Genomic DNA, 14,016 nt, shown 5'->3' with positions numbered 1-14,016 from the left:
AGATTTCCCATAGCGTAAGCTAGTAAGACCCCTTGAAGAACACAAGGTTGATAGGTCAGGGGTGTAAGCATGGTAACATGTTCAGCTGACTGATACTAATAGGTCGAGGGCTTGACCAATAAAAATGATCAACAAAAGTCATGTGCAATTTTCAGAGAACATCTGAATATCTGGTGATGATGGCATAGAGGAAACACTCCTTCCCATTCCGAACAGGAAAGTTAAGCTCTATAGCGCCAATGGTACTGCATGGGTGACCGTGTGGGAGAGTAGGACGTTGCCAGGTAATGGATCTTTAGCTCAGTTGGTTAGAGCAACCGGCTCATAACCGGTAGGTCCGGGGTTCGAGTCCCTGAAGGTCCACCATTTTGGGGGTATAGCTCAGCTGGGAGAGCACCTGCCTTGCACGCAGGGGGTCAGGAGTTCGAATCTCCTTACCTCCACCAAATAGGTGGAAAGCCATGAACATTAGTTCATGGCTTTTTTGTTATATAAATAAAATTGATAAGCTATTTTGTAAGTGTTATGATAATATAAGAAATAAAACTTTTGAGGAAGTAATTTAATATGTATAGAGTTAAACAATTTTATTGGCATATCATATCTAGATGGAAAAAAATAGACTATAAATTAATAAATATGTATTTAAATAAAAATGAAAAGGAATTATTTAATAAACTAAATAATTCTGAAAAACAACATTGTATACGTGTTTGTTATGATGCTATAGATAAAATAGAGTCTGAGAATATAAATATTAATAAAGAAAAGCTAGCAAGAGTAGCTTTATTGCATGATGTAGGAAAGATAAAAAAATCGTTAAATGTTATTGATAAGTCTATATTAGTACTATTGGATAAAGCAACAAAGGGAAAAATAAAAAAGTACAATAATATAGAGAAAATAGATATTTATTATAATCATCCATTAAAAGGTGTGAAAATTTTACAAGAAATAAATAATTATGATAGTGAATTTTTAGATGTTATAATGAAGCATCATGAAGATTCTAAGAAAAAAGTTAATAACATTTATCTTGAAATAATAAAAGAATGCGATAATAAAAATTAAAATAAAATTGAGAGGAATATTAAGTTATGAATTCTAAAGATAGAAGAAATAATATTTTATCGAGATTGTTAGAGAACAATACTCCTATAAAAGGAGCAGATTTGGCAAGCATATATAATGTAACTAGACAAATAATAGTAAAAGATATAGCTATACTTAGAGCGCGAGGAAATAATATTATAGCTACACCAGAAGGTTATACAATATATGGTAGTGAGACAAATAAGGTTAAGTTTATTATTGCTGTTGAGCATGATGAATTAAATTTGAAGAATGAACTAGAAATTATAATAAAGTATGGCGGAACTATAGAGGATGTTATTGTTGAGCATCCTATATATGGTGAAATTAAAGCTAATCTTATGATAAGAAATTTAAATGATATGAATAAGTTTATAGATAAATATAATAATAACAATGCTAAACCTCTATCTATTCTTACTAATGGAGTTCATTTACATACAATTTCCGTTGATGATAAAGATAGTGAAGTATTGATAAAAGAAGATTTAAGAAAAAATAATTTTATTGTTTGTTAAATGATTTTGATTTAGGAGGCATATTGAGAATATATGGATTATGATGTATTAATATTAGGTGGTGGAATTGTTGGATGTGCCGTTGCATATGAACTTTCCAAATATAATTTAAATATAGCGCTTATAGAAAAAGGATATGATATAGCAGATGATATAGCTGTAGTTAATACTGCTATAGTATATGATGGATCTGAAACATCAAACATAGTTATGGCTGAACTTGAAAACATAGGTAGTAAGCTTATAAAAGCTGATTGCGAAAAGTTTAATATACCATATAAAAAGATTGGTTCTCTTAAAATTGCTAGAAATGATGAGCAAAATATAAGAATTGAAAACATGTATATAAATGCTAAGAAAAGAGGTATATCTGATATATATTTATTAGATACTAATGAAGTTAAAGATATAGAACCTAATATATACGGTGATATTAAGCGAGCATTATATTCAGAAAATACATCTATAATAGCTCCCTATGAGCTTGCTATTGCATATGCAGAAGTAGCTGTTGATAATGGAGCTAATTTTAGATTAGAAGAAGAAGTTATAAGTATAAAAAAAATAACCAAGGGATTTGATGTAATAACAAATAAAAATAAGTTTAAATGTAAGATGGTAGTAAATACTATACCAGATGAGATATACATAGATAATATTAAAACTAAAAGTTTAATTGTAGAAGAAAATAAAAAAAAGAAAATGAATTATTTTTTAACTGATGATAAAGTTGAAAAAAATCTTAGTAAAATAATAGTTGATGTAATAGATGAACAAACATTTGTCATGAATTCACCAATGATTAATGGTGGAACTATGTTTGGTGTTAAAAATACAGATATTCTTGATGTTAATAAAGGGTTGGAATTTATAAAGTCTATAGTTCCGAGTGTAGATAAAGAAAATATAAGTGAAATGATACGAGAAGTTTATATGAGAGATGAAATGGATATTGATGATAGTGAAATGAATGATGGATATATAAGAGTAACAGGAAAGCATTATGGAAAAATAACTATAGCACCAGCGATAGCACAAAGTATAAAAGATGCAATAGTAAATAATATGAATGCATCAGTTAATAAAAACTTTATAGATAAGAGAAGAGAGTTTTATAGATTTAGAGATTTAAATAGAGATGAGATAAATGAAATTATAAAACTTGATAAGAGATATGGAAATATTATATGTGCTTGTAATAGAGTTAGTGAAGGGGAAATTGTAGATTGTATTAGGAGACCTTTAGGTGCTAGAACTATTGAAGGAGTTAAAAAAAGGACAGGGGCAGGATATGGAAATTGTCATGGTTCATATTGTATTAGAAAAATAATAAATATTCTTGCAAGAGAGATGGATAAAAGTCCAGTTGATATAGTTAGAAATTCAAAAGATTCCAAGATAGTATCAGGTAGAATAAAAGAGTTTGATGAAGTTTAAGTAGAGGTGAATATTTTTTATGAAAGAGGATATATTTACAAGTATAGTAAGAGTAAGAGGAAATATAAAACATAAGGTTGTACCAGTTAAAAGTAGTGACATAGTTAATGTAAAACTTTGGAGAGAATTTTCTAAAGTTATAGGTAGAATTTATGTTAGTACTCCAATAAATACAGGAGATATAATATGTAAAAATATATTGAATACTGGTATAGATATAGTTTGCACTAAAAGAATTGATAATTAATAAATTTAATGGGCAAATTATTGACAAGAAGCCTTAAAATATAATATATTAAGATTAATTAATAATATTAAACCTGTGAAGAGGCCAAGTAGTTTTAATAAAGCTTTAAGAGAGTCGGTGTTTGGTGTGAACTGATAGCTTTTATTAATATGAATCCACCTTGGAGGGACTGTGATTTAAGCAGTACGGTGAAGAGTCGTTATATCTGTAAAGAGGGTAAAGAATTAAGGTCTTTATCAATTAGGGTGGCAACGCGGAGTCTATTCGTCCCTTTTTAGGGATATAGGCTCTTTTTTTATTATTATAAGAAATTTATTAAAATTAATATATATTGGGAGGAATAATAATGTTAGATTTAAAGAGAATAAGAAATAATCCAGAAGAAATCAAAAAAGCTTTAACTAATAGAGGAGAAGATTTTGACTTATCAGTTATTGATGAAGTTATTAAACTAGATGAAAAAAGAAGAACAATACTTAGTGAAGTTGAAGTTTTAAAGAGTAAAAGGAACCAAGTTTCAGCTGAAATTCCTAAGTTAAAGAAAGCTGGCGAGGATATTGCGCCAATAATGGCTGAAATGAAAGAGCTTGGAAATGAAATTAAAGAACATGATACAAATCTTTCAGAAGTAAATGAAAAATTAGAATATTTAATGCTTAGAATACCAAATATACCAAATCCTCAAGTTCCAGATGGAGATTCAGATGAAGATAATGTAGAAATAAAAAGATGGGGAGAGCCAAGAAAATTTGATGGTGAGCCAAAGGCACATTGGGATTTAGGAGCAGATCTTAATATATTAGATGCTGAAAGAGGAGGAAAGGTTGCAGGATCAAGATTTACATTTTATAAGGGATTAGGAGCAAGACTTGAAAGAGCTGTACTTAACTATTTTATGGATAAACACTCAGATGAGCATGGATATACTGAAGTATTGCCACCATATATGGTTAATAGAAATAGTATGACAGGAACAGGTCAGTTACCTAAATTTGAGGAAGATGCATTTAAGGTAGAAAATAATGGATTTTTCTTAATACCTACAGCAGAAGTTCCAGTAACTAATATGTATAGAGATGAAGTCCTAAATGGGAAAGAATTACCAATAAAGCATGTTGCTTATTCAGCTTGTTTTAGAGCAGAAGCGGGATCAGCTGGTAGAGATACTAGAGGTTTAATTAGACAACATCAATTTAATAAAGTAGAGTTAGTTAAGTTTACAAGACCTGAAAATTCATATGATGAGTTAGAAAAATTAGTTAGAGATGCTGAAGAAGTATTAGAAGAATTAGGATTACCATATAGAAAAGTTAGAATATGTAAAGGTGATTTAGGATTTACTGCAGCATTAAAATTTGATTTAGAAGTTTGGATGCCAAGTTATAATAGATATGTTGAAATTTCAAGTTGTTCAAACTTTGAAGAATTCCAAGCAAGAAGAGCAAATATTAAGTTTAGAGATGGAAAAGGTAAACCTCAATTTGTTCACACATTAAATGGATCAGGATTAGCAGTTGGAAGAACAGTTGCTGCTATACTTGAGAATTATCAAAACGAAGATGGTACTGTAACAGTTCCTGATGCGTTAAAGAGATATATGGGTGTAGATATAATTAAATAATAAAGTTTATTTTAAATTAAAAAGCTGAAATCTAAAAAGATTTCAGCTTTTCTAAATATTTTACAACTCCATCATTATTATTGGAATTTATAATATTAGTAGAAATAGATTTTAGTTGAGTATTTGCATTATTAACAGCGTAACATTCATCTGAAATTTTGAACATAGGTAAATCATTTAAATTATCTCCGAAAGAAATTAATCTATCAAAATTATATTGAGCCATTATTTCTTTAATTGCATTTGCTTTTGATGATTTATCGCTATAAATCTCTAGATTATAAAAGTCTTTATTATAAACATCCTCATATGCAACTGAATATATTCCAGATATATTTTGAATTTTATCATATATATTCATAACTAAGTCTTTTTTTTCTAATAATAAAAAATAAAGAACATTTGAGTTATTTGGTAATTTTGATTTTATAAATGTTTTATAAGGGCTACCAATTCTATCATTCATAAAATTTTTTTGAACATCATTATTTAAATTATTATAGTAAGCATTTATATGATTATTAGATATAGTGTAAGCAAATACAGAAGCATAATTATCTTCCAAAATTTTATTTATTTGACTAACAGAATCTTCGTTAATAGGATTGTAAGTAATATATGTTTCTTTTTTTAAGTCATATATTGCAGCTCCATTCATAACAATTACTGGTAGGTGTAAATTTAATTTAGAAAGAAGAGGAACAACAGTAGCTGGTGTTCTAGCTGTAGCTGCTGAAAAATTTAATCCTTTGCTTATTAGTTTATTTAGTGATGATATTGTATAAGGTGAAAGTTTGGCATTATTATCTAATAAAGTTCCATCCAAGTCTGAAATGTATAAGTTCATTATGTCCTCCTTAAAATAAAAAATAAATTTCCAATAATTATAATATAAAAAAATATATAATGCTACCTAAATGATATTATTATATAATATAAAGAAATTTATAAAAAATTTTATGAAAATAGTTGACATAAAAAATATATGTTGATATAATTCTATTTGTCGCATGGAGAGATGGTCGAGTTGGTTTAAGGCACCGGTCTTGAAAACCGGCGTACCTTCACGGGTACCCAGGGTTCGAATCCCTGTCTCTCCGCCATACAAACCTGTTCATATGAACAGGTTTTTTGTTATTTTTTAAATTTATTTTCATATTTTTACTATATTTGAATATTACATAATATAGGTTATTAATATAATATATTTAGAGTTGATGTTAATAATATAAAAATATATAAATTAAGTAAAATAAAAATAAAAAAGGTGTTGACATAAAAATATATCATTGCTATAATAATAAATGTCTTTACGGAGAGATGGTCGAGTTGGTTTAAGGCACCGGTCTTGAAAACCGGCGTACCTTCACGGGTACCCAGGGTTCGAATCCCTGTCTCTCCGCCATTATATATTTTAATATAGAGGGCACATGGAGAATTACTCAAGTGGCTGAAGAGGCGCCCCTGCTAAGGGCGTAGGTCGGGCAACCGGCGCCCGGGTTCAAATCCCGGATTCTCCGCCAAAAACATCTAACATTAGTTAGATGTTTTTTTTATATAGTTTATTTCTATAAATTTTTAACTTATGAGTTATATATATTAAAAAAATAATATTTATATATTTTTTATGTACTATAATAAAGATTTTTTAATACTTTCTTTTAAAAATTCTTTATTATAGTACATTTTTATTTCTTTAAATATAAAACTTTAAGTTTAAATTATTAAAATTAAAAATTGCTATATAGACTTAGTATTAATATTATAAAAGCAAGTATTTATATTAAATATAAATATTATAATAATTAAATCAAATTGTTTATTAAATTTTTTAGAAATATAGTAAATAGGATATAATTAATATAAGAAATAAACTTAATATAAAATGAATATTTAGGAGTAATTATATATGGGAATAAGATTTATTTATGGGAGAGCTGGTAGTGGAAAGAGTAGATTTTGCTTAACACAAATTAAAAAGAAATTAGAAGATAAAAAAAACAATAAATTAATATTAATAGTTCCAGAGCAATATACATTTCAAACTGAGAAAAAGCTTTTAGATATAATTGGAGAAAAAGCTCTTTTAAAAACACAGGTTTTAAGTTTTAAGAGAATGGCAGAGATTGTTTTTGAAGAATGTGGTGGAAGAGTTCATAAAATAATGGATGATGAAGGGAAGAATATGCTTATTTATAAGTTGCTTCAAGAAAAAGGAGATGAACTAAAATATTTTAATAAAATATCAAGACAACAAGGTTTTATTGATATAATTTCTAAAACATTTACCGAGTTTAAAAAATATAATATTTCCAAGGAAATGTTATTAGAGGGTGAAAAAAATACTGATGATGAAGAATTAAAGGAAAAGTTAAATGACTTAATAAATCTTTATAGTGATTACAATGAAAGAATAGAATCAAATGTAATTGACAGTGATGATGAACTTACTATATTAGCAAAAAAATTAAAATGCTGTCATATATATGATGATTCAGAAATTTGGATTGATGAATTTACAACTTTTACTCCACAACAACTTGAAGTTATTAAGGAATTAGCATTTAAAGCTAATAAAATAAATATAACCCTTTGTATAGATGAAAGCGGAAGTAATAAGAATTCAGATGTAACTGATATATTTAATTCCCTAAAAAATACTGAAAAAAGAATTCTTAATATTATGGAGGAAAATAACATTTCTTATTTAAATCCGATAGATTTAAATAAAGAATATCCATATAGGTTTAAAGATAGTGAAGAACTTAAACACATAGAAAGACATTTCTTTACTTATCCATTTAGAATATATAGCGGTAAAAATAAGGATGTAAGATTATATAAAGCAAATAACACTTATGATGAAGTTGATATTATAGCAAAAGATATAGTAAGACTTGTTAGAGATAAAGGATATAGATATAAAGATATAGCTGTTGTTTGTAGAAATATAGATTCTTATGAAAAGATAACATCTGTTGTTTTTAATCAATATAATATACCATATTTTTTAGATAAAAAAATTGAAGTTCTTAGCAACCCATTAGTGATACTTATACTTTCAGCTTTTGAAATATTAATTCAAAATTGGTCTTATGAAAGTGTATTTAAATATTTGAAAAGTGGCCTTATAAATATAGAAAGAGAATATATAGATATTTTAGAAAATTATATTTTAGCTCATGGGATAAAAGGTTTTAGATGGACTACAGAAGAAGTTAATGATGGATATTTTGAAAGTGAAGATATATATGAAAATAAAGATGAACTGCTTATAAAGGAAATAATGGAGGAAGTTCGTGAGCCTATAATCAAATTTCATAATAAAATAAAAGGAAAGAATAATAAAACGGTTAGAGAAATTTGCATTGCTATATATGAATTGTTAATTGAGCTTGATGTATTTAATAAAATTGATGATTGGATTGAAGTTTTTAGTCAAGAAGGATTAGAAGGAAAGATAAGAGAGTATGAGCAAATACCTTCTATGGTAATAGAAATATTAGATCAAGCTGTTGATGTAATTGGAGAAGAAGAAATATCTCCTAAAGATTTTTATAAGGTTTTAAATGCAGGATTTCAAAGTAAAGAAATTGGAGTTATACCAGTTGCTTTAGATCAGGTGAATATTGGTGATATAGCTAGAGTTAAAGGAAGAGATGTAAAAGCACTATATATAATTGGTGTTAACGATGGGGTACTTCCATCAACTAATAAAGAAGAAGGAATATTATCAGATAGAGATAGAGAGATATTAAAAGAAATTGGAATAGAACTTGCAGCAACAACTAAGGCTAGGGCTTTTGAGGAACAATTTATGGTTTATACAGCACTTACTATTGCTAGTAACTATATGATGATTACTTATCCAATGGCAGATTTTGAAGGGAAATCATTAAGACCTTCAATAATTATACCAAGGTTAAAGAGAATACTTTTGAATTTAAAAGAAGAGAGTGATATCTTTAATTATAATGATAAATATGATGAGTTTAATAAAGTAACAACACCTATTTCTACTTTTAATGAACTTATATTAGCACTTAGAATGCAAGCTGATAAAGAAGAAATAGATGAGTATTGGAAAGAAGTATTTAGCTGGTACATGAACAATGAAAGTTTTAAGAAGAAAACAGAGATAATATTTAAGGGAATTGATTATTCAAATATGGGTGAAACAATTCAAAGAGAGAAAATAAGAAGGCTTTATGAAAATGATAATGGTAATTTAAGATTTAATGTATCAAGGCTTGAAAAGTATGCAGAATGTCCTTTTTCTTATTTTATTCAATATGGGCTTAAGGCTAAGGATAGAAAAATATATGAGTTTTCAGCACCAGATATTGGGTCATTCATGCATGAAATATTAGATAAATTTACTAACAAAGTTAAAAATGAAAATCTTTCATGGTCTGAGTTAAGTAAAGATAAGTGTAGAAATATAGTAAATGAGCTTATTGATATAAAGCTTAAAGAAGATAAAAATTCTATTTTAAATAGTACAAAAAGATATAAATATTTTACTGATAGATTTAAGAGAATAGTTGCAAAGTCAGTTTCTATCATTTCAGAACAAATGAAAAGAGGAAAATTTGAAGTTTTTAAAAATGAATTTGAATTTGGTTCTTCAGAAGGTGGTGAGCCTATAAAGCTTGATTTACCTACTGGTGAGAGAGTTTATTTAACTGGAAGAATTGATAGAATTGATACTTTAGATATGGATGGAAATACATATCTTAGAGTAATAGATTATAAATCAGGATCTAAAAAGTTTGATTTAACAGAACTTTATTATGGACTTCAAATTCAACTGTTAGTTTATTTAGATGCACTTATTAAAAATGCTGATTATATTTTAAATAAAGGTGTAATACCTGGAGCGATTCTTTATTTTAAAATTGATGATCCAATAATAAAAGGAAATAAAAATCTTGAAGAAGAAGAAATTCAAAAACAAGTTTTAGATAAGCTTAAAATGAATGGATTACTTTTAAAAGATGCTAAACTTATAAGGGCAATGGATAGTACTATGGACACTTATTCATTAATAATACCAGCTGGATTTAAAAAAGATGGAGAGTTTTCAGCAAGAAGTTCTGTTGCAACAGAAGAACAGTTTAATATATTGAGAGAATATGTTAATAACAAGATGGTTGAGCTTTGTACAGATATGTTAAGTGGAAAAATAAAAATAGAACCTACTAAAATTAATAAAAGGGGTTATTGTGAGTTTTGTGATTATTCATCTATATGTCAATTTGATACGAGTATAAAAGATAATAAATATAGAATTGTATTAAAGAAGAAAAATGATGAAATATGGAAAAAGATAGAGGAAAAGGTTAAGGGAAAGGAGGTTATAGAATAATGGGAGAAACTAAATGGACTGATGAACAACTTCAAGCTATTAATACTAGGGGATGTAACCTTTTAGTTGCAGCAGCAGCAGGGTCAGGTAAAACAGCTGTCTTAGTAGAAAGGATAATAAAGATTGTTACAGATAAAAATAATCCAGTAGATATAGATAGACTTTTAGTAGTTACATTTACAAATGCAGCAGCTGCTGAGATGAGAGAAAGAATAGCAGCTGCAATAACAAAAGAGCTTGAGAGAAACCCAAGTTCTACTAATCTTCAAAAACAATTAACATTATTAAGTAGAGCAAATATAACTACAATGCATTCATTTTGTTTAGATATTATAAAAAATAATTTTCATACAATAGATTTAGATCCTTCGTTTAGAATTGGAGATGAGACTGAAGGAACTTTGTTGAAAAGTGAAATAATAGATGATATGTTTGAAGACTTATATGATAAAGAAGATAAAGAATTTTTAAATTTAGTTGAGGCTTATGGCGGTAGTAAGGATGATAGAAAGCTTAAAGATATTATTTTAGATTTGTATAGATTCTCTATGAGTGGACCTTGGCCTGAAAAGTGGCTTAAGGATAAGGCTGAAGATTTTAATATAAATACTATTTCTGATTTGGATAATACAGAATGGGTTCAAGTATTAAAAGGTGATATAAATATGGAAATTGATAGTTTTATTAACATGTATCATAATGCAATAGACATAATATCAAGCACAGAAGGAATAGAATCATATTTAGATGTATTTAATGATGAATTGTCTTTACTTATAAATTTAAAAGATTCTTTAAGTAATGGACTTACTGAAATATATAATTCAGTTTCTAAAATATCATTTGGAAGACTTAAATCTATAAGAAAAAATAATGTTAGCAATCCAGAAGCACAAGATTTTGTTAAGGGAATAAGAGATCAAGTTAAGAAAAAAATAAATGGATTAAAAGAAGATATTTTTTCAATGAGTCCAGAAGAAATGTTATATGGAATAAAATCATCATATCCTTTTATAAAGAAGTTGTCAGATATAACATTAGAGTTTACTAAAAGATTTAGTGATAAAAAAAGGGATAAGAATATGTTAGATTTTAATGATTTAGAACATTTAGCTCTTAAAATTCTTATTAATTATGAAATTGATAATATAGAGCCTTCAAAAGTAGCATTAAAATTTAGAGAATTTTTTGATGAAGTATTAGTTGATGAATATCAAGATTCAAACAATGTTCAAGAATCTATAATAAATTTAGTATCAAGAAAAAATACAGATAATCCAAACGTATTTATGGTTGGTGATGTAAAACAAAGCATATATAGATTCAGACAGGCAAAACCAGAATTATTTTTAGAAAAATATAATACTTATTCAAAACAAAAAGGTTCAGTAAATAGAGTAATACAATTATATAAGAACTTTAGAAGTAGAAGAGAAATTATAAATGGAGTTAATTTTATATTTAAACAAGTTATGTCAAATGCTGTTGGCGAACTTGAATATACTGATGATGAAGCTTTAAATCTAGGCACTGATTTTAAAGAAGTAAAAGAGTTAGATTCATATACAGGTGGTCCTATAGAACTTCATATATTAGATAAAAATGAAAAATTAGAAGATATAGATTTAGTGGATGAAGAGGATATAGATTCAATAAATCTTGAAGCAAGAATTGTTTCTAAAAGAATAAATGAACTTATGTCTGATTCTAATAAAGATAAATTTAAAGTATTAGATAAAGAAACTGGCGAATATAGACAACTTAAGTATAAAGATATAGTTATATTATTAAGGGCAACTAAAAATTGGGCAGAAATATTTTTAGATGAACTTGGGCTTGAAGGTATACCAGTTTATGCTGATACTGGATCTGGATATTTTGAATCAATTGAAATAAGAACTATAATGTCACTTTTAAAGGTCATAGATAATCCACTTCAGGACGTTCCTATGATAGCTGTTTTAAAATCTCCTTTTATGGGATTTACTGCAGAAGAACTTGGAGATATTAGAATGGTTAATAAAGAAAAATATTTTTATGAAAATATAATTCAAATTATCAATGAAGAAAATAATATTTCTTTAGAACTTAAAGAAAAGTGTGATAGGGTAGTAGATTTAATAAATAAGTGGAGAGATAAATCTTTATATATGCCAATTGATGAATTCATTTGGTATTTATATATGGATACATCCTATTATGGATATGTGGGAGCAATGCCAAATGGAGTATTAAGACAAGCAAATTTAAAGATATTATTTCAACGAGCTAAGCAATATGAACAAACTAGCTTTAAAGGTCTTTTTAATTTTATAAATTTTATAAATAAACTTAGAAAATCTTCAGGAGACATGGGAAGTGCTAAAATCCTTGGAGAAAATGAAGATGTTGTTAGAATTATGAGTATTCATAAAAGTAAGGGATTAGAGTTTCCAGTTGTATTTTTAGCTGGAAGCGGAAAACAATTTAATTTAATGGATTTAAATAATAGTATATTGCATCATGATGATTTGGGTTTTGGTCCTGAATATGTAGATTTAGAAAAACGAATAAGTTATAGTACGTTACCTAAAGATGCTATAAAGAAAAAAATAAGACTTGAAACCTTATCTGAGGAAATGAGAATATTATATGTTGCATTTACTAGAGCTAAAGAAAAACTTATTATAACTGGAACGGTAAATAATATAGATAAGACTGTGGAAAAGTGGGTAAATTCAGCTAGTATAGAAAAAGAAAATATAGCAGCTTCAGAAGTTTTAAAAGGAAAGTCTTATTTAGATTGGGTTGGAATGGCACTTTGTCAACATAAAGATGGTGAAGTATTAAGAGAAAAGTTTTCAGAATTTAATGATATAGTAAAAGACGATTTATCCACATGGAATATAAAAATATGGAGTAAATATGATTTTACTGTGGATAAAAAAATAGAGGTTGTGGATGAATTTCCTGTGGATAAAAATTTATTTATAGATTTTAAGGTAGAAACTGTGGATAAAGAAATAGAAAGAAGACTTAGCTATAAGTATAAGTTTAATGAATTGACAACCTTAAAAAGTAATTTTTCTGTTTCAGATTTAAAAAAGAACAATTATGAAGATATAGAACAAAATAATAGTGAAAACTTATTTTCTGAAAAGCTTGTAATAAAGCCAAGGTTTCTTCAAGAAGAAAGAGGACTATCAGGTGCTGAAAGAGGAACTGCTATGCATTTTGTTATGCAAAAAATAGATTATGATAGGGTTGATTCAATAAAACAAATAAAAAATCAATTAGAAGAAATGTTTGATGATGAATTATTAACAGAAGCGGAATTTAAATCAATAAATCCATTTAAAATATTGAATTTCTTTAAAAGTGATATAGGTGTTAGACTTTTAAATGTTTATAGAAAAGGTGGAGTTATTCATAGGGAATTACCTTTTTATATAAATGTAAAGGTAACTGAAGTTAAGGATAGTATACCAAAAGAATTAGAAAATGAAGAAGTTAGACTTCAAGGAATAATAGATCTTTTCTTTGAGGAAAACGATGAAATAATTTTAATTGATTATAAGACGGATTATATAGAAAAAAATGCTGAGGAAGAGATGAATAGAAAATATAAGGTACAATTAGATTATTATACTGATGCATTAGAGAGAATAACTGGTAAGAAAGTTGTAAGTAGGTATTTATATTTATTTTACTTAGAAAGAGAAATAGAAATATAAAAAAATAAAAAGGTTAAATA

Annotated in this window: 8 protein-coding genes, 5 tRNA genes, 2 rRNA genes and 1 other annotated feature; of the genes, 14 read left to right on the top strand and 1 reads right to left on the bottom strand. The window is 27.1% G+C overall.

The window, feature by feature from the left end; genetic code table 11:
* The 9 genes from AC4FQ1_RS09685 to serS form a co-directional block, all read left to right on the top strand.
* Positions 1-119 (top strand): 23S ribosomal RNA (locus tag AC4FQ1_RS09685); the annotation flags it as partial.
* A 50-nt stretch (positions 120-169) separates the two neighbouring features.
* Positions 170-286: ribosomal RNA gene (gene rrf, locus AC4FQ1_RS09680) — 5S ribosomal RNA — on the top strand.
* A gap of 3 nt (positions 287-289) precedes the next feature.
* A tRNA-Ile gene (locus AC4FQ1_RS09675) sits at positions 290-366 on the top strand.
* A gap of 4 nt (positions 367-370) precedes the next feature.
* Positions 371-446, top strand: a tRNA-Ala gene (locus AC4FQ1_RS09670).
* Between the two features lie 121 nt (positions 447-567).
* The gene (locus tag AC4FQ1_RS09665; protein ID WP_303130670.1) at positions 568-1,071 is read left to right on the top strand and encodes an HDIG domain-containing metalloprotein; all 504 of its coding nucleotides are present in this window, start codon (positions 568-570) and stop codon (positions 1,069-1,071) included.
* A gap of 26 nt (positions 1,072-1,097) precedes the next feature.
* Positions 1,098-1,610 (top strand): transcription repressor NadR, encoded by a 513-nt coding sequence (locus AC4FQ1_RS09660; protein WP_303130673.1) that lies wholly within the window; start codon positions 1,098-1,100, stop codon positions 1,608-1,610.
* Between the two features lie 33 nt (positions 1,611-1,643).
* Positions 1,644-3,047: an NAD(P)/FAD-dependent oxidoreductase gene (locus AC4FQ1_RS09655; RefSeq protein WP_491169560.1), complete on the top strand. Its 1,404-nt coding sequence runs from the start codon at positions 1,644-1,646 to the stop codon at positions 3,045-3,047.
* 19 nt (positions 3,048-3,066) lie between these two features.
* Complete coding sequence (locus AC4FQ1_RS09650; protein WP_303130676.1) at positions 3,067-3,294, top strand: DUF1667 domain-containing protein; 228 nt, start codon at positions 3,067-3,069, stop codon at positions 3,292-3,294.
* A 66-nt stretch (positions 3,295-3,360) separates the two neighbouring features.
* Positions 3,361-3,569, top strand: a binding site (T-box leader).
* A gap of 71 nt (positions 3,570-3,640) precedes the next feature.
* On the top strand, positions 3,641-4,915 hold the full coding sequence (serS, locus tag AC4FQ1_RS09645) for a serine--tRNA ligase (protein WP_491169559.1): 1,275 nt from the start codon (positions 3,641-3,643) through the stop codon (positions 4,913-4,915).
* A gap of 31 nt (positions 4,916-4,946) precedes the next feature.
* On the opposite strand, the gene AC4FQ1_RS09640 is transcribed toward serS, so the two are convergent.
* Positions 4,947-5,762: a Cof-type HAD-IIB family hydrolase gene (locus AC4FQ1_RS09640; RefSeq protein WP_491169558.1), complete on the bottom strand. Its 816-nt coding sequence runs from the start codon at positions 5,760-5,762 to the stop codon at positions 4,947-4,949.
* 165 nt (positions 5,763-5,927) lie between these two features.
* Between AC4FQ1_RS09640 and AC4FQ1_RS09635 the strand changes: the two genes are divergently transcribed.
* The 5 genes from AC4FQ1_RS09635 to addA all read left to right on the top strand — a co-directional run bounded on the left by AC4FQ1_RS09635 (position 5,928) and on the right by addA (position 13,996).
* Positions 5,928-6,018: transfer RNA gene (locus tag AC4FQ1_RS09635), tRNA-Ser, on the top strand.
* Positions 6,019-6,229: 211 nt separating this feature from the next.
* A tRNA-Ser gene (locus AC4FQ1_RS09630) sits at positions 6,230-6,320 on the top strand.
* Positions 6,321-6,347: 27 nt separating this feature from the next.
* Positions 6,348-6,438 (top strand) — tRNA-Ser (locus AC4FQ1_RS09625).
* A gap of 386 nt (positions 6,439-6,824) precedes the next feature.
* On the top strand, positions 6,825-10,283 hold the full coding sequence (gene addB, locus AC4FQ1_RS09620; RefSeq protein WP_491169557.1) for a helicase-exonuclease AddAB subunit AddB: 3,459 nt from the start codon (positions 6,825-6,827) through the stop codon (positions 10,281-10,283).
* Positions 10,283-13,996, top strand: a complete 3,714-nt coding sequence (addA, locus tag AC4FQ1_RS09615; RefSeq protein WP_491169556.1) for a helicase-exonuclease AddAB subunit AddA — start codon at positions 10,283-10,285, stop codon at positions 13,994-13,996. Before addB ends, addA begins: the two co-directional genes overlap by 1 nt.
* The last annotated feature ends 20 nt before the right edge of the window (positions 13,997-14,016 follow it).

Source organism: Clostridium sp. TJA020 (assembly GCF_058310295.1).
This window is presented reverse-complemented; position numbering and strand designations above follow the sequence as displayed.

Excerpts from the sequence above, each read along its gene's own strand:
- serS (WP_491169559.1), top strand. The coding sequence starts at position 3,641 with ATGTTAGATTTAAAGAGAATAAGAAATAATCCAGAAGAAATCAAAAAA.
- addB (WP_491169557.1), top strand. The coding sequence starts at position 6,825 with ATGGGAATAAGATTTATTTATGGGAGAGCTGGTAGTGGAAAGAGTAGA.
- AC4FQ1_RS09640 (WP_491169558.1), bottom strand. The coding sequence starts at position 5,762 with ATGAACTTATACATTTCAGACTTGGATGGAACTTTATTAGATAATAAT.
- AC4FQ1_RS09655 (WP_491169560.1), top strand. The coding sequence starts at position 1,644 with ATGGATTATGATGTATTAATATTAGGTGGTGGAATTGTTGGATGTGCC.
- addA (WP_491169556.1), top strand. The coding sequence starts at position 10,283 with ATGGGAGAAACTAAATGGACTGATGAACAACTTCAAGCTATTAATACT.
- AC4FQ1_RS09660 (WP_303130673.1), top strand. The coding sequence starts at position 1,098 with ATGAATTCTAAAGATAGAAGAAATAATATTTTATCGAGATTGTTAGAG.
- AC4FQ1_RS09650 (WP_303130676.1), top strand. The coding sequence starts at position 3,067 with ATGAAAGAGGATATATTTACAAGTATAGTAAGAGTAAGAGGAAATATA.
- AC4FQ1_RS09665 (WP_303130670.1), top strand. The coding sequence starts at position 568 with ATGTATAGAGTTAAACAATTTTATTGGCATATCATATCTAGATGGAAA.